The organism is Chloracidobacterium sp. N, assembly GCF_018304765.1.
Classification (GTDB): Bacteria; Acidobacteriota; Blastocatellia; order Chloracidobacteriales; family Chloracidobacteriaceae; genus Chloracidobacterium; species Chloracidobacterium aggregatum.
Map to the genome: position 1 here is coordinate 2528891 of NZ_CP072642.1, position 15371 is coordinate 2544261.

Sequence of the window (15371 nt, forward strand, 5' to 3'; positions counted from 1 at the left end):
GGCTGACAGAACATGACGGCTGGACTCCGGCCGGGCCCGACACCGGGTAGGCGCTGCCGGTCATTCCTTGCGTTTGGGGCGCAGGTTGGATGCCAACACCCGCTTACGCAGACGAATGGACTTGGGCGTGACTTCAACCAGCTCATCCTCAGCAATGAACTCCAGGGCCTGTTCAAGCGAAAGCTCCCGCGCCGGCACGAGCCGGATGCCTTCATCGGCCGTCGAAGCCCGCATGTTGGTGAGCTTTTTCTCGCGGATGACGTTCACATCCAGGTCATTTTCACGGGAGTTCTCACCCACGATCATGCCCTCATAGACGGGCGTGCCGGGCTTGATGAACATTTCGCCGCGCTCCTGCAGGTTGTAGAGCGCATAGGCCGTCGCCTCGCCGGCGCGGTCGGCCACCAGGACGCCATTGAGCCGGGAAGGAATCGGCCCCAGCCAGGCGTCCCAGCGCAGAAACATCGTGTTGAGCAGGCCCGTGCCTTTCGTATCGGTGAGAAACTCGGAGCGGAACCCAATCAGTCCCCGCGAGGGCACTTCAAACTCCATGCGGACGCGGCCCGTGCCGTGGTTGATCATTTTGGTCATCACGCCACGCCGCCGGCCCATCGCCTCGGTGACGACGCCCACGAAGGTGTCGGGGCAGTCCACCACGGCCAGCTCAATCGGCTCCTTGAGGGTTCCCTGTTCGTGGCGCGTCACCACTTCCGGCTTGGAAACCTGAATTTCATAGCCTTCGCGGCGCATCTGTTCGATGAGGATGGCAAGCTGCAACTCCCCGCGGCCCGTCACCTTGAAGGCATCGGGTGAGTCGGTGTCCTCGACGCGGATGGAAACATTGCCCAGCAGTTCTTTTTCCAGCCGTTCCCGAATCTGGCGCGAGGTCACATACTTCCCCTCACGTCCGGCAAAGGGCGAGGTATTGACGCCAAAGACCATCGAGATGGTGGGTTCGTCAATCTGAATGAGCGGCAGGGCCCTGGGCTGTTCGGCATCGGCAATGGTTTCACCGATGTTGATGTCGGGCACCCCGGCCACGGTGATGATGTCCCCCGCTCCGGCGCGCTCACATGGCACGCGCTTGAGGCCCTCAAAGGTGTAGAGCTGCGTGATGCGGTGCTTCTCGACCGAGCCATCCCGCTTGCACAGGCTGACCGCCTGCCCGGCCGTCAACTCACCGGCGACGATGCGGCCAATCCCCAGACGGCCCACATACTCGTCATAGCCGATGTTCGTCACCAGCACCTGCAGGGGGTCCTCCCGCCGGTCAATCGGCGCCGGGATGGTTTCAACAATCTGCTCAAACAGCACCCGCAGGTCAGAAGCGTCATCTTCCGGCCGCCGCTTGGCAATCCCATCGCGCCCAATCGTATAGACAATCGGAAACTCAATCTGTTCCTCGTTGGCGTCAAGGTCAATGAACAGGTCATAGACTTCGTTGACGACTTCCTGAATGCGCGCATCGGGGCGGTCAATCTTGTTGATGACGACAATGGCCTTGAGATTGAGTTCGAGGGCTTTGGAAAGCACATAGCGCGTCTGCGGCAGCGGCCCTTCCGAGGCATCCACGAGCAGGATGACGCCGTCCACCATTTTCAGAATGCGCTGCACCTCACCGCCAAAATCAGCGTGTCCCGGCGTATCCACGATGTTGATTTTGACATCGCCATAACGCACGGCCGTGTTTTTGGCCATAATCGTGATGCCGCGTTCGCGTTCGAGGTCCAGGTTGTCCATGACGCGCTCGGCCACTTTTTCATTGGCGCGGAAGGTGCCTGACTGGCGCAGCATGGCATCCACCAGCGTGGTCTTTCCGTGGTCAACGTGGGCAATAATGGCGACATTACGCAGATCGGCGCGGGTTTTCACAGCATCTACCTCATCTCAGGCTTCAGCCGTCGGGCATCCGGCTGGAAAGTTCAAAAAAGGGCGTAGGCTAGCGCACTTCCACCGAAAACGGCTACCAGACTTTCCACGAAAGGCGCTGCCGGCAACGTCTGTCGCGCGAAGCCGGCTTGGTGACTTCCGTATCAGCGCGGTAGATTGTGCCCCTGTGGGTGGTGGGCGGGGCGGAGGGTTCAATACACCGGTTTGAGCGAGGCAGGACCAATGACCGAACGCATTGCCGTGGCGATGTCAGGGGGCGTGGACAGTTCCACTGTGGCGGCCCTGCTGGCAGAGCAGGGGCACGACATCATCGGTTTCTCCATGCAGCTTTGGAACCAGCGCCGCATCAACGTGGATGCCGACGGCAATCCGCTGCCGTCCCGGTGCTGCTCCCTCGACGACCTCTACGATGCGCGGGCCGTGGCCGAGGCGCTGGGCATTCCTTTCTACGTCCTCAACTTCGAGGATGACTTCGAGACCCGCGTGGTACGGCCGTTCGTCGTGAGCTACCTCAACGGCAACACGCCCAGTCCGTGTGTGGCCTGCAACAGCCGGATGAAGTTTGACACCCTCGTGGCGCTGGCCCGGGATGTCGGCGCGGCGAAAGTCGCCACCGGACACTACGCCCGCGTGCAGTTCAACACCACGACCGGACGCTGGGAACTGCGCAAGGGCCGCGATGCCCGCAAGGACCAGTCCTACTTCCTCTTTGAACTCACCCAGGAGCAGCTTGCCAGTGCGCTGTTTCCGCTGGGCGAACTGTCGAAGGCTGAAACGCGCGCCATTGCGCGCCGCCATGGTCTGCCGACCGCCGAAAAGGCCGAAAGCCAGGAAATCTGCTTCATTCCCGACGGCAACTATGCCCGGTTCATCGAACGCTATCTTGCGGAAGCCGGTGGTACGGTTGCCGGCGAGCCGCAGTCTCCGGTAGCGCCGCGGCTGGTTCAACTTGGATTGCGTCGCAACCTGCCGCAACCGGGCGAGATTGTCACCACGGACGGACGCGTGCTTGGACGGCACAACGGCATTCATCGCTACACCATCGGCCAGCGCCGCGGCCTTGGCGTCACGGCCGGCGACGGCCGCCCGCTCTACGTCGTCGGCCTCGACGCCGCCCGGGGGCAGGTCATCGTCGGGCCCGAAGAAGCCCTGCCGGGCAAAACCCTGATAGCCACGCGCGTCAACTGGATTGCCCTGCCGGAGCTGACGGCTCCCCGCCGCTGTGCCGCACGCATCCGCTACCGCCACGAAGAAGCGCCCGCGACGCTTCACCCGCTGCCCGACGGCAATGTGCAGGTGGTTTTCGACACTCCACAAAAGGCCATCACGCCGGGACAGGCCGTGGTGTTTTACGACGGTGAGCTGGTGCTGGGCGGCGGCTGGATCACTGCACAAGACTGAAACACCTGCGCTGCCGGGCAGAGGTTTCAGGGACAACCGCGCCACGGATGGACGAAGACCCGGAAAAACCTTTCAGAGTGTAAGATTTTTGTTGCCTGGCGGGAGACGGCTGTTGCAGAGTCAGAAATCTTCAACGACGCATAGGTTTCAAACAAGCGCCATGGCAACGACCTCGACAACCTGTGTCTGGCTGCACGGCGACGGGCTGTCTCCCTATGATGCTGCGTTGCAGGCCTATCCGGCCGCGCCGGTCATTTTTGTCTTTGATGAACCGCTGCTGACGGAAGGCTATCACCTGACGTTCAAGCGGCTGTTTTTCATCTACGAGTGCATCGTGGACCTGTACGAACGCATCCCGAATCCGGTCAAGGAACTGCGGCGCGGAAACGTCGTCGAGGAGGTGCTCGACTTCTGCCGGACGCACAGGGCCACGCATCTGGCCGTCACAGAGACCTATGCCCCACGGTATCGGGAGTTCGTGCGCCTGTTTGAGCAGCAGGGATTGAACGTGCAACAGTTTCCAAAACCCAAACTCGTGCCGTATAGTGGGATTGCGCCCAAACGCTTCATGTCTTTCTGGAAGAACATCGAGCGGGCGGCCTTTCGTGACTGAAGCCATTGTGATGTGCCCGCGTGCCATCTTCATTCTGACTCCTGGTTGACCATGCCTCTCGCACGCCTTCTTCACCGCACCACGGCCAAGCATCCGCGCAGCCTCAAGCAACGGGATGCACTCATCGAACTGACGGCTGACCTCATTGAGCGGGCCAACCTGGAAGTCAAGGAAACCTACCGTTTTCAGATTGACCGGCAGGACATCGTGATTCCCAATCTGCCGGATGATTTTCACGGATTCACGATTGCCCAGCTTTCGGACATCCACCACAGCCCGTACCTCTCGCTGGAGCACCTGACTGAAGCCGTGACGGAAACCAATGCGCTGCGCCCGGATGTCATCGTCCTGACGGGAGACTACGTCACGCACACGGCGCGCTATGTCGAGCCGTGTGCTGAGTGTCTGGGCGGGCTGCGGGCACGTTTCGGCGTCTTCGCCGTTCTGGGCAACCACGATGTCTGGGTTGGAGCCTCTGCCGTCACCCAGGCTTTCGAGCGGCACGGCATCCCGGTACTGCACAACACCAACCTTCCGCTCTACATCGGTGGACGGTTCATTTACCTGTGCGGCCTCGGCGATACGACGACACGCAACCACGACCTCGTTGCGGCCCTCAAGGGCACCCGCCGCCGGGACGTGCGCATCCTGCTTTCACACAATCCCAACATCATCAAGGAAGCTTCACTCGCCGAGTGTGATCTTGTGCTGTCGGGACATACGCACGGCGGGCAGGTCAAGCTGCCGGTCATTGGTGCCCCGATTTCCTACAACCGCCACGGCAAGCAGTACACCCGTGGCTGGGCGCAGATGAAAAAGACCCAGATTTATGTCAACCGTGGGCTGGGAACAATCTTTCTGCCGATTCGCTATCAGTGCCCACCGGAAATTTCCCTGCTGCGGCTTCTTCGGACGCCTGACCAAAGACCAACCTGAACCAACTCCATGACGCACGGACGACCACGACAACGCGGCGCCGAGCGGGGAAGCGGATTTCAGGAAGCGATCAACCATACCAACGAAGCGTATGAGAAACTCGGACGGGCGTGCATTACACGCAAAGCCATTCCGGGAAAATACGTTGTGCCCATCGGTATCCGTCGCCGGGGGCTGGCAGTGCCGCTTCCTCCCTCGCTTGCGCCCCTGAAAACCGGGGATGCCCTCACCACCACGGCATTTCGGCAGGCGCTGGCCGCCGGCCGGGAAGGCGACCCGCGCGCGTTCATCCCGGAATCGCGCGGCGAACCGGATTACGGCGGGGTTGTGGCCCCGCACGGACGGGGCATCTTCTACGATGCCAAGACCACCAGGCGCGACCTGCTGGACTTCGACAACCTGCACCCCCACCAGGTGACATTTCTGGAAAGAATGGCCGCCTGTGGGGCCATTGCCGGGTTTCTCGTCGAGTTCGCCAAACACGGAGCGGTTTTTTTCATCCCCATTCAGATGGTCACGCTCTTTCGCGCCGCCCGTCGCCGCAAGAGCATTCCCTACCACGTCTGCGCCGCGCACCTCACACCGGTCCGGGCCGGGCGCGGATTGGTCATTTACGACTACCTGCCAGCCATCGAGCAGCAGGAACAGCGGTATGGGCCGGACTACGCCTGCCTGTGCTCCAGCATCAAAGGTGCGACACCCTCCCTGACAGCCCCAAGGCACGAGTGATGACCCCGCACCAGTTCCCCGCCTGCCGGAAAAGCGAAGCTAAAGCCGATGCCGAAGCCACTCATCCTCATTGCCGACGACGAAGAAATGCTGTGCGAGCTGTATGCCGAACTGCTTCAGCCGCACTATGAGATTGTTCTGGCGCACAATGGCACAAAAGCCAGGGAGAAAGCTCTTTCCACGCCGGGTCTGTGCGGCATCCTGATGGATGTCCAGATGCCCGGCATGAACGGCCTGCAGGTTGCCAGGGAAGTTCTCGTCAAACGTCCCGAAGTGCGGATCATCATCATGTCCGGCACGGACGTGACCTACCGCGTACGGCAGATGTTTGCCTCTGAACAGGTGGCTTTTCTCGTCAAGCCCTTTGAGCTGGAAGCTCTGCTGTCGCTGGTAAAACAGCATTTCAACCCGCCGGTCCCGGAGTAAACCGGAGTAAAACCATGCTCAGCGGTCAAACCCCACAATCAGCTCCGGCATTTCGGCGGCCAGAATCCGTTTGACCAGCGAGAACTTGTGTTCCTGCCACCGCTGCTGGAACACCTTGACGGTCGGTGCTTCCGGCGTGGCGTAGGTGGGATCAAATAATGGATTGCTGCCGCCAAAGGACAGCCCATCGCCAGCGCGCCGGATGTAGCCGCCACCCACCGTAAAAAACTCGACGATGAGTTCATCAGCCTTTTCACCCAACTGGTTTTCGATGAGCTGGCGCAGGCGTCCCAGGGCCGGCGTGGTTTCTGTCGTCTGACTCGGCAGCACAACCAGAAACAGGTGATCAGCCAGAATGACCAGGAGAAACCGCAGGGTGGCTTCGCCGGGATGAGTCTTCATAAGCCGGAGCAACGCCTGCCGGTCATCGGGCGGCAGCGAGGGGAAATCCTCCATGGCCTTGTCCACGTCGAGACGGAACATTTCCGTGCCATCGAGGTGTTTCTCCACCTGGTCGCGCTTCATCACCTGCACGGTGTTGCCCTCGGCCCCATAGCTCTGCGACAGGTCAAACATCATGCTGTGCAGGTTGGACAGAACGCCGGGAAAGCTCAGCAACAGGTCGCGCTGGCGGATGTTGGGCATGGCGCTCTCGAACATCGTCCGCAGGACCATCGTTTCGCGCACAACGTCGCGCAGATCGCCCCGGCGCAACAGCGTACCGACCTTGAGAAACGACATCGGATCGTCGAGACGCTTGCCCAGGAAATCCACGTAGAAGCGATTGAACAGCTCAATATCCGCTTCGGTAAGAGGTGAGTCACTGGCCTGACGGTGTTCCATAGTGAATCTGGTCGTACTTCAGGACATTGCCCTTTGAAAGCCGGGGCCTGCCGAAGAAAATGTGCAACCACACGATAAAAACAGCGTGAAGATAGGAACATCATGGTAATCATCCACTCCGGGAGTGTCCATACGGGATGTGGTGGCATCAGCGACACAGCAGCGTGATGTATCGGCGCTGGACTCCACACGGGTGGAGTCTCCTGCTTGCTGTGTGTCTGACCGGAATGTGTCTGACTGGAACGGCGTGGGCGCAGGAAAGCCGACGGCCCTTCGCCGAAGATGAAGAGGCGCAGACCCGCCTTCAGCGCGGGATTTCACTGTATCAGCAAAATCAGTATGCAGCGGCGCTGGAAGTGCTCGAACCGCTCGTCGTTCACCATCCTGAACAGGCGGTCGCCTATCGAATGCTCGGTTTGTGCTACCTGCAACTCAAGCAGTACCAGCCGGCCGCGACGGCGCTCCGCAAGGCGATTGAACTGACACGTGCCCAGGAAAAACGGGAGGATGCCGTTGCCCGCCTGGCACTGGGCAGGGCGCTGTTTCTGGCCGGAGACCCGGCAGCCGCCCTCCCCGAACTGGAATACGCGGCGCAGCGCCCCGAAGCCGACGCCGCAACCCTGACGCTGCTGGGCTATGCCTACTACCGGCAGGGCAACGAAGCCGCCGCACGGAAAACCCTGCTCCAGTCCGTGGCGCGGGACGAGCGGCAGGCCGAGGCGTGGCGGCTGCTGGCCGAACTTGATGTTCAGGCGGTCACGGCGACCCCGGACGACCCGGCCGCCGTCAAACGCGCTCAATCCAGTATCGAGAAAGCCAACCGTTTCGAGCCGGCCGTCGCAACCGGACTGCGTGGGCGACTGCTCGTGGCCCAGCGCCAGTTTGCCAGGGCCATCCCGGAACTCGACCGCGCCCTGATGACCCAACCTGATGATGCGGCGCTCGTGTTTGCTCTGGGGCTGGCGCTGTCCCGCGAGGGGCAGCTTGAGCGCGCCACAACCACACTGACCAGGGCGACTTCCCTGTTGCCGCAGGAAGCCGGCGTCTGGCGGGAGTTGGGTTACGTCCACGAACGTGCCGGGCGTACCGAAGCGGCCATTGCCGCCTATGAAAAGGCCGCAGCGCTGACCAACGGCCAGGATGCCTTCGTCACGCGCGCCTTGGAGCGGCTCAAAACGCCTTGAACCGCTTATGCCTCCTCGCCGGGCGAGCCATTCCAGATCAGGCGGAGGGCTTCCAGGGCATCGGCGCGCACCAGCTCGTTGTCATCTTTCACCACCGCCCGCCGCAGCGGACGGATGGCTTTCGGATGCCGGATGCGGCCCAGTGAACGGGCCGCGCCGGCGCGCACGAGGTAATCCACATCACCGGCCAGCAGGGGAATCAAAGCATCCACGGCGCGCACGTCTTCCAGCTCCCCAAGGGCAACAGCGGCGGCATAGCGTACCCAGTGGTGGTCATCGCCCAGCATAGCCAGCATCGTCTCAAAGTTCGGCTTGTGGCGCAGCCGTCCGAGCGCCAGCGTGACTGAACTCCGCACCAGTGGATCAGCATGTTGCAGGTCAGGCAACAATGCCTGGGCCGTCGTTTCGTCGCCCAGTTCGCCAATGGCATCAGCCACAGCCACCCGCACCCACCAGTCCGGGTCCTGCAAAAGCGGCAGAAGTTTTGGCAGGGCAGATACTTCTCTTTGCAACCGCAACGCTTCCACCGCATGCAGGCGAACTTGGGCAGACGCATCCGACAGTTGCTCGATAAGCAACTCCACAGATGGAGACGAGGAAGAATCGGTGGCGTGACTCATACAGGCGATGACCGTTACAGGCTATGACCGTCCGAGGCGATGGCGACCGGTCCAACCGGACTGATAGCCGCATCGGCAATTCATGGTGTGTTGACGTTCGCAGAAAGCAAAACTTACACTTTATGCTGCTTTGTGAACAAGCACCCGCCGCCTGCCGGCGACCGCACCAGAGCCAACCACCCGCAGCTCTTTATTCGCTGTGAAATCTTCTGACAAAGCCACATGACGACAACGTACCTGGCGCGCAGACAACCCGGCTTCGCCCTTACCCGACGGGAGAAAGTCACCCGCTGGATCGCGGTCATCCTGGGTTTTTGTCTGGTGGCGGCATTGGTCAGCGCCGGGATTCTGCTCTACATCCGGTATCCGTCGGCCCTGGGTAAGCTGGATGTGGTGACAACCCCACCGGGCGCTGAAATCTGGCTCGATGGGCGGCGCGTGGGCACGTCCCCCTGCACGATCGAACGGGTGGGCTTCGGCTTGCATACACTGCGGGCGGCCCACGCAGGGTTTCTGCTGGCAGAACGCGAAATCCTGGTTGAGTCAGGCGAGCAACCGGAAGCTGTCAGCTTCGTCCTGCAACCCATCAAGGCCGACCCGCCACCGGCGCGCACCAGTGGCAGCGCCCCAACGGAGCGGATAGCTGAGTTCATGCAGCGCGCGGCGGAAGCCTTTCAGCGCGGCGACTGGGTGACACCGGCCAATGACAACGCGCTGTACTACGCCGACGCGGTGCTGCTCATTCAACCAGATAACGAGCCGGCGCGCGCCATGCGCACCAGGGTGCAAAACGCCCTTGTGCGGCAGGCTGAACTGGCTGCCGGCCGCGGCGATCTCGCCACGGCCCAGTCCACCTACCACCTGCTGCTCAACCGCTTTCCCAGCGACGAACGCAGCCAGGCCGGCATAACGCGCATTGCCGACCTGATTGATGCCAACCGGGGGCAGGCCACACGCTTTCTCGCCCTGGCAGAAGCAGCCTTTGCGGCCGGGCGCTATCTCGATCCGCCCCACAACAACGCCTACTTTTACCTCTCGCAGGTCCTGGCGCATGAGCGTGGGCATCCGCAGGCGCAGGCCCTGCGGGCGGAAGTCCGCCGGCGCGTGCAAGCGCAGGCCGAAGCATGGGTGGAGGAAGGCGCGCTGGAACAGGCCGTTGGCGAATACCGGCGGCTGGCACGCCTTTTCCCGGAAGACCGGACATTGCTCTACCGCGCCGGACAACTTGAAAGGCAGCGGATGGCTGACCGGTCACTGGCGGTCTCGGCCGTGTCGGTGCCGGCAGTCCGTCAGACGCCAGGGACTCGTTCCGAAACCACCGGAACCCTGCGCTTTTCCGCTACGGGTCTGGTGTTCGCCGCCCCACGTGGCGCGGAAAGTCTTTCCCTGGCAACGGAAGACATTGCCGGGTGGCGTCTCCTCCGCAATGAGCTTGCCGTGACCACGACCACCGGCGCCGTGTATCGGTTCACCGGACGCGACCTCAAACACGGCGTCACCCTCTGGCAGACGCTGCGCCGGGCCCCACGCCCGGCTTCCCCACCATCCGAACAGGAATCTTCGCACACCCCAACCACCAACCCGAATGAATTCACACGACGACAACAACCGACTCCCACGCCCGACGGACAAACTCACCGCTTTCCTCAGTGACCACTTCCCAGCGGCGATTCTCTCCATCGAACCCCTCCTGGGCGATGCGTCAACCCGCATGTACTTCCGCATTCGCCGGGAGCAGGAAACCTTCATTGCGGCCGTCTATGCCGAACCGTTTGATGTCACGACCTTTGCCTATCTGGATGTCACCCGGCTGTTCCAGTCGGCCGGCATCCCTGTGCCCCAGGTGTTCGTGGTGGACGGCCGCCGGGGCGTGGTGCTCCAGCAGGATGTTGGCGACTGGCGGCTTCAGGATGTTCTCGCAGCCCAACCGGAAGCGGCCCGCCGCGTGGACTACGACGTGGCGCTCCACCTGATTGTGGACATCCAGAAAACAACCCCACTGGCCCAGGCCTGCAACTCTGTTGCCTGGCGGCAGGCGTTCGACGACGAAAAGCTGTTCTGGGAAATGAACTACTTTTTCCGCAACTACGTGGAACGGTATTGCGGCTGGGCGTTGCCGGCGGAGCAGGAAGCTCTGGTACTGGGTGAACTCTTTGCCCTCACCTACCGTCTGGCGCGGGTTCCGCGCGTTGTCTGTCACCGCGACTACCACGCACGCAACCTCATGCATCACGCCGGACGGCTCTGGGTCATTGATCATCAGGATGCCCGTATGGGGCCGGCCACCTACGATCTGGCCTCGCTTCTGGGCGACCCCTACGCGGCACTGGACGAGGACTTTCAGGCCACACTCAGGGAGCGGTTCTGGCAGCTCCACCAAGCCGCCTTTGGCGCGCAATACTACGCCTCCCGCCGCCAGTTCGAGCAGGAATACCAACTCATGCTGGTGCAACGCCTGCTCAAGGCCATTGGGACCTATGCCTATCAGTTCGCCGTGCGCAACAATCCGGTTTATTTGGGCTACATCCCGATTGCCCTGCGCACGACGGCCCGTGCTCTGGAAGGCATTGCCGACCTGCCCATGGTGAAGTGGCTTGTCGAGTCGGCTATCGAGCGCGAGGCGCAACGGGCTACCGCTGCGCCGGAAGTGTCCTCTACGGCAATCCTCTCCACAACACCTCTGGCCGGTACGTGAAACAGAACCACGCACCGGCCAGAGACAAAGGGCATCCGATTGGGCGCATCCGGTTTGGGAACCAGCCCTTCAGCGCTGCGCCGTGGCTTCCGCCGCCGGCGGTTCAGTTGGCGTCGTTGTGCCGGAAGGAATACCCGCCGTGATGGGCGCTGCGTCCGTGCGCTTCTTCTCGAAGCGCCGGATGTATTCGACCAGATAGTTGATCTGCTGCAGGGTCAGCTTGTCCTTGTAGGCCGGCATGACCTTGCCCTTGCCGTTGACAATGGAAGTGACCATCCCCGGTGATGAGTTATTGGCCTGCCAGCCGGCATCATGGAAGTTCGTGGCATTGATGGCTTTGTTGCCTCCACCGTTGACCTGATGGCATCCGGCGCAGGCCGCGTAGTTGCGGGTTTGCAGCTCGGCCAGCATCGCCTTGTAGTGGGCGATTTCATCCGCCGGCGTGTCTTTGGGAAGACCGTCCGTTGAGCCTTCGTACAGCACTTGCGCCTCCCGCAGATAGGCCGGGGCCGTACGCGAAGCGGCGATGGAAGAACTCCCCAGACGCGGTTCACTGGCATTGCGCGCGCCAACAAAACACCCCGTGGCCATCACTGCCGTCAGGCCCAGCAGGGCGACTGTTTTCACTTTGTCCGTCATGATCGTACTCCTTGTGCAAGCCTCCGGGTCGTAAGGCATAAGCCACGCTTCCTGCCGGGTGTCAACCGGGGATTCCCGGCACACGCGCCCCGTTTGACCACTGGGGGACCACGCCAGCACTAAGGCTTGTTCTGGCGCTCGGCCACCATGCGCTCAACATCGCTCAGGGTCGGCAAACCATTACACTGCCTTCCCTTGAAGGCGCGCAGATAGGCCACCAGGTAGCGAATCTGCTGGGGACTCAACTGGTTGTAGTAGGCCGGCATCGCGCCGCCGCCGTTGCCAATCCCCTTGCCGTTGTAAATCGAGGAATAAATCCCGCCGTCCGAGTTGTTTTCCTGCCAGCCGGGGTCGGTGAAGTTCGTCGAGCGTGGCACGTTCCCACAACCGTTGTGCCCGTGGCAGCCGACGCAGTTGTTCTGAAAGAGCGCGCGTCCTTCGCGGTAGATTTCAACCGGATCACGGTACATTTCGCCCTCATCCAGCACCACCCGCGCCGGCGTGCCCAGGGGGGCATTGCCGGCCACGTCCTGCTCGTTGACCTGTTGCAGGTTGAGCGGTGTCACCCGGTCACGCAACGCCGCGGCTTCGCGCGCGCCCGGCGTGTTCTGCGCCACACTTTCGCGCCGGATGTCCTCGGCGGTCTTGAGGGTTGATGTCTGGTTCTGAAGCGGCATCGGTTCCTTCGGGTAGCGGGTTTCATTCGGGTCACGCGAACCGACGAAACAGCCACCGACCAGAAGCGCCAGGGCGCCGCCAAGGACAATGATTTTGATACTTTTCATGGTCTCCACCTCACACAAGTCGCGGGACGCCATCACGACAAATCAGGCACTGGCCGGGGAACGCCGCAGCCGTGTCAAACGGGGGGGTTCAGGTTCACGCGCCCGTTCACGAAAGGTCACGGTGAGCAGCTCGCCGTCGGCGACATAGCCCACCATGTCAGAGTTCGACAGGATTCTCGGCAGCGAAACACTGCGGGCAATCCGGCCGACGCACATGTACAGGTCCATGCCTACCCGCTGGACCTCGATGTGCTCGTTTTCGGTCAGGAACGGAATCCGCACGACGAAACGCCGGATGTCCGGGTCATCCGTGGGCCGGCGCTCCTCGACCCACATGTTTTTCTTGCTGTAGAGCACCTGCCCCATGTCGGTTTCCCCGAACGCCTTGGCGCCGACCTGGCGCAGGGCTTCGACCCCCAACGGCTCACAGGGTTCCAGAAACAGCCTGAAAATCGGCAACGGGGCAAACGCTGACTCAATATCTTCGAGATACCGCCCGTGCAGCTTGGCCCAGTAATCGAAGTAGCTGCCAAGCTGCGCCCCGTGCAGTGCATCACCCACGGGGTAAATCTTGTTGACGACGACGGCATCAATCGTCAGACCGTAGATGTGGGTGAAGGTATAAGCCCGCTTGCTTTCGAGAATCGAAAGCTTTTCCGGGTTGATCACCAGGCGCAAGGTGACGTTTTCTCCGGTCAGAAACGCGCTGACCTGGTTCATCGAATCCAGCAACTGGTTGACTTCATTGAAGAATTCCGGGTCAGGCCCATTCGACGAACCAAACGGCTTCATCATCGAGGACATCCCCTGATACACCCGAAACAGCTTTTTGCCGGTGCTTCCGCCGACGATGAGTTCGGGGTACGCCAGCAGCCGCAAGGTGTTGCCGGTGGGCGAAGTGTCGAGGATGACCACATCCCACTGACCCGACAGCGCCTCGCGGTGGAGGCGTACCAGGGAGAAAATCTCATCGAGACCGGGCTGCGTGGAAAGCTCCGAGGCCACCGAGGAGCGGATACCCCGTTTTTCGTAGCTTTCAGACACGAACTTCTCGAAGTTGCCCATGTTGCGCCTGGCTTCGTAGAGCGTGTCGATTTCGAGGCCAAACAGGTTTTCGGCAATGGGGGTCGGCTCCGTCCGCGAAAGCGACACCTGAAAGACATCCCCCAGCGAGTGGGCCGGGTCGCTGGAGATGACCAGCACCCGCTTTCCAGCCGCTGCCAGGGTCACGGCGGTGGCCGCCGAGACGGTTGTTTTGCCTGTCCCCCCCTTGCCGGAGTAAATGATGACTCGCGTGTTCGTCATGATGTCCCTTTCCGGTGTATGCAGCCGTTTGCCCTGACACACCGGGACGAAATACCGGTGATGACACCCATCAACCAAAGAAAATGTCGAAGGGTGAGTAACTGCCCTTGCAGATACCCTCCGCCCAGGCTTTGTAGCGCCCACCCGTGAAGACCCGGACGTTTTCCGCCACCCGGTCCCATTCAAAGCTGTTGGCCGTCTCGACGAACTTCTTGCCCTTCGGAATCGAAACCTTGAAGCGAATGGCCAGATCGGCCGGCTCGGAGTTGACGGCAATGCCATGGTGGGCCAGCGGGACGAGCGGATGGTTGAGGATTTTGCGCTTGCCACCCTCGATGGGCACGGTGAAACCCGGCAGTTCGACGAAGAGCTTGACTTCAACGCCCTGCACGCTGGCGTTGAAGTTCCCCTGCAGGCGGGCCACCCGTCCGCCCTGATTGACCGGTTTGCCCAAGCCATCAATGGGGAACAGTTCGAGCCAGCGACTGATGGAGTCCACAATCCCTGTGCCGCCGCCGGCAAACCGGAAGTCAATGCGCGATTTCTCGCCACCCTCGACTTCCGAGAAGTAATACACGTCAATGTTGTCGAGGCTCTGTCCGGTTTGCTCCAGCGCGTTCCACAGCGGCCCGATCAGCCATACATCCTTGATGTAGTCGCCAAAGTTGGGCGAGTTGCGGAAGGCGTCCTGCATCTCCAGCCAGGTGTCAATGACTTCCTCGCTGTCGAGCGGCACGCGCACCGACAGGTCGTGAAAGAGGTTGCCGCACAGCAGGCGCTGTTTCCGCGCGATGATGTTGTCGTCTATCGCTTTCGACCGCCAGTACCGCAGACAATCCACAACGCCTTCAAACTCAAAGCGGTGTGAGAACTTGCCGACCGTAATCTTGCCATCCCCGGCGGCCACCCGGCGCGTCGGTGACTCGTTGGCAATGTCGGATTCCCCTTCCACCCGGCCCAGAATGCCATCCACGATGGATTGCCCAAAGAAGGTGAGCCGGACAACATCATCCTCAATCTTTTTGGCTTCGAGCTTCAGCTCGCCGTCAATCGGCAACAGAGGCGAAGCCGATGGTACATTGGAAATTCGGGCTTCGGCCCGCAGCGTTCCCCAACCCGTGGCATCTAGGTCGAGGTCGTAGTTTGAAGTGGTGAGTTTGCTTGCCATACAGCGGTCTCCTGCGGGAGGAACTCAAAGAAGGAAATCTCGGCTGACAACCGACATCAGCCCTCGGCCCCGGTTCTGCGACACGGGGCGGAGTATCAACACTGGCAGGGGACGCAAAGGGCGGAAGCCTTGTTTTC

General features: G+C 61.5%; 15 protein-coding genes. 8 read left to right on the forward strand and 7 right to left on the reverse strand.

Annotation, left to right across the window (positions count from 1 at the left end):
• Positions 1 to 60: 60 nt before the first annotated feature.
• Positions 61 to 1872: a translational GTPase TypA gene (gene typA, locus J8C05_RS10600; RefSeq protein WP_211422140.1), complete on the reverse strand. Its 1812-nt coding sequence runs from the start codon at positions 1870 to 1872 to the stop codon at positions 61 to 63.
• Positions 1873 to 2112: 240 nt separating this feature from the next.
• Here typA and mnmA point away from each other — a divergent pair, with 240 nt between their 5' ends.
• The 5 genes from mnmA to J8C05_RS10625 all read left to right on the forward strand — a co-directional run bounded on the left by mnmA (position 2113) and on the right by J8C05_RS10625 (position 5995).
• Positions 2113 to 3291: a tRNA 2-thiouridine(34) synthase MnmA gene (gene mnmA, locus J8C05_RS10605; RefSeq protein WP_211422141.1), complete on the forward strand. Its 1179-nt coding sequence runs from the start codon at positions 2113 to 2115 to the stop codon at positions 3289 to 3291.
• Between the two features lie 160 nt (positions 3292 to 3451).
• Positions 3452 to 3904 (forward strand): hypothetical protein, encoded by a 453-nt coding sequence (locus J8C05_RS10610; protein ID WP_211422142.1) that lies wholly within the window; start codon positions 3452 to 3454, stop codon positions 3902 to 3904.
• A 51-nt stretch (positions 3905 to 3955) separates the two neighbouring features.
• Positions 3956 to 4840 (forward strand): metallophosphoesterase, encoded by an 885-nt coding sequence (locus J8C05_RS10615; protein WP_211422143.1) that lies wholly within the window; start codon positions 3956 to 3958, stop codon positions 4838 to 4840.
• 9 nt (positions 4841 to 4849) lie between these two features.
• The gene (locus J8C05_RS10620) at positions 4850 to 5569 is read left to right on the forward strand and encodes a Holliday junction resolvase RecU (RefSeq protein ID WP_211422144.1); all 720 of its coding nucleotides are present in this window, start codon (positions 4850 to 4852) and stop codon (positions 5567 to 5569) included.
• A 48-nt stretch (positions 5570 to 5617) separates the two neighbouring features.
• On the forward strand, positions 5618 to 5995 hold the full coding sequence (locus tag J8C05_RS10625) for a response regulator (RefSeq protein ID WP_211422145.1): 378 nt from the start codon (positions 5618 to 5620) through the stop codon (positions 5993 to 5995).
• Between the two features lie 18 nt (positions 5996 to 6013).
• Here J8C05_RS10625 and J8C05_RS10630 read toward each other — a convergent pair whose 3' ends face one another.
• Positions 6014 to 6838: a hypothetical protein gene (locus J8C05_RS10630; protein ID WP_211422146.1), complete on the reverse strand. Its 825-nt coding sequence runs from the start codon at positions 6836 to 6838 to the stop codon at positions 6014 to 6016.
• A gap of 227 nt (positions 6839 to 7065) precedes the next feature.
• Between J8C05_RS10630 and J8C05_RS10635 the strand changes: the two genes are divergently transcribed.
• Positions 7066 to 8022: a tetratricopeptide repeat protein gene (locus tag J8C05_RS10635; protein WP_211422147.1), complete on the forward strand. Its 957-nt coding sequence runs from the start codon at positions 7066 to 7068 to the stop codon at positions 8020 to 8022.
• A gap of 5 nt (positions 8023 to 8027) precedes the next feature.
• On the opposite strand, the gene J8C05_RS10640 is transcribed toward J8C05_RS10635, so the two are convergent.
• A complete protein-coding gene (locus tag J8C05_RS10640) occupies positions 8028 to 8642 on the reverse strand; it encodes a HEAT repeat domain-containing protein (protein WP_211422148.1) in 615 nt (204 codons plus the stop codon).
• Positions 8643 to 8864: 222 nt separating this feature from the next.
• Here J8C05_RS10640 and J8C05_RS10645 point away from each other — a divergent pair, with 222 nt between their 5' ends.
• Both J8C05_RS10645 and J8C05_RS10650 read left to right on the forward strand, forming a co-directional pair.
• A complete protein-coding gene (locus J8C05_RS10645; protein ID WP_211422149.1) occupies positions 8865 to 10295 on the forward strand; it encodes a PEGA domain-containing protein in 1431 nt (476 codons plus the stop codon).
• The gene (locus tag J8C05_RS10650; RefSeq protein ID WP_211422150.1) at positions 10228 to 11337 is read left to right on the forward strand and encodes an aminoglycoside phosphotransferase family protein; all 1110 of its coding nucleotides are present in this window, start codon (positions 10228 to 10230) and stop codon (positions 11335 to 11337) included. The genes J8C05_RS10645 and J8C05_RS10650 overlap by 68 nt, the downstream gene beginning before the upstream one ends.
• A 69-nt stretch (positions 11338 to 11406) precedes the next feature.
• On the opposite strand, the gene J8C05_RS10655 is transcribed toward J8C05_RS10650, so the two are convergent.
• From J8C05_RS10655 to J8C05_RS10670, 4 genes are all read right to left on the reverse strand, one after another.
• Entirely contained in the window at positions 11407 to 11976 is a 570-nt protein-coding gene (locus J8C05_RS10655) for a c-type cytochrome (protein WP_211422151.1), read from the reverse strand.
• A gap of 119 nt (positions 11977 to 12095) precedes the next feature.
• Positions 12096 to 12761, reverse strand: a complete 666-nt coding sequence (locus tag J8C05_RS10660) for a c-type cytochrome (protein ID WP_211422152.1) — start codon at positions 12759 to 12761, stop codon at positions 12096 to 12098.
• Between the two features lie 42 nt (positions 12762 to 12803).
• Entirely contained in the window at positions 12804 to 14066 is a 1263-nt protein-coding gene (locus J8C05_RS10665; protein WP_211422153.1) for an ArsA family ATPase, read from the reverse strand.
• A 70-nt stretch (positions 14067 to 14136) separates the two neighbouring features.
• Positions 14137 to 15234, reverse strand: coding sequence for a hypothetical protein (locus J8C05_RS10670; protein WP_058867937.1), 1098 nt, complete (start codon positions 15232 to 15234; stop codon positions 14137 to 14139).
• Positions 15235 to 15371 lie beyond the last annotated feature (137 nt).

Coding starts and splice junctions, on each gene's coding strand:
- mnmA (WP_211422141.1), top strand. CDS start 2,113: ATGACCGAACGCATTGCCGTGGCGATGTCAGGGGGCGTGGACAGTTCC.
- J8C05_RS10610 (WP_211422142.1), top strand. CDS start 3,452: ATGGCAACGACCTCGACAACCTGTGTCTGGCTGCACGGCGACGGGCTG.
- J8C05_RS10615 (WP_211422143.1), top strand. CDS start 3,956: ATGCCTCTCGCACGCCTTCTTCACCGCACCACGGCCAAGCATCCGCGC.
- J8C05_RS10620 (WP_211422144.1), top strand. CDS start 4,850: ATGACGCACGGACGACCACGACAACGCGGCGCCGAGCGGGGAAGCGGA.
- J8C05_RS10625 (WP_211422145.1), top strand. CDS start 5,618: ATGCCGAAGCCACTCATCCTCATTGCCGACGACGAAGAAATGCTGTGC.
- J8C05_RS10630 (WP_211422146.1), bottom strand. CDS start 6,838: ATGGAACACCGTCAGGCCAGTGACTCACCTCTTACCGAAGCGGATATT.
- J8C05_RS10635 (WP_211422147.1), top strand. CDS start 7,066: ATGTGTCTGACTGGAACGGCGTGGGCGCAGGAAAGCCGACGGCCCTTC.
- J8C05_RS10640 (WP_211422148.1), bottom strand. CDS start 8,642: ATGAGTCACGCCACCGATTCTTCCTCGTCTCCATCTGTGGAGTTGCTT.
- J8C05_RS10645 (WP_211422149.1), top strand. CDS start 8,865: ATGACGACAACGTACCTGGCGCGCAGACAACCCGGCTTCGCCCTTACC.
- J8C05_RS10650 (WP_211422150.1), top strand. CDS start 10,228: ATGAATTCACACGACGACAACAACCGACTCCCACGCCCGACGGACAAA.
- J8C05_RS10655 (WP_211422151.1), bottom strand. CDS start 11,976: ATGACGGACAAAGTGAAAACAGTCGCCCTGCTGGGCCTGACGGCAGTG.
- J8C05_RS10660 (WP_211422152.1), bottom strand. CDS start 12,761: ATGAAAAGTATCAAAATCATTGTCCTTGGCGGCGCCCTGGCGCTTCTG.
- J8C05_RS10665 (WP_211422153.1), bottom strand. CDS start 14,066: ATGACGAACACGCGAGTCATCATTTACTCCGGCAAGGGGGGGACAGGC.
- J8C05_RS10670 (WP_058867937.1), bottom strand. CDS start 15,234: ATGGCAAGCAAACTCACCACTTCAAACTACGACCTCGACCTAGATGCC.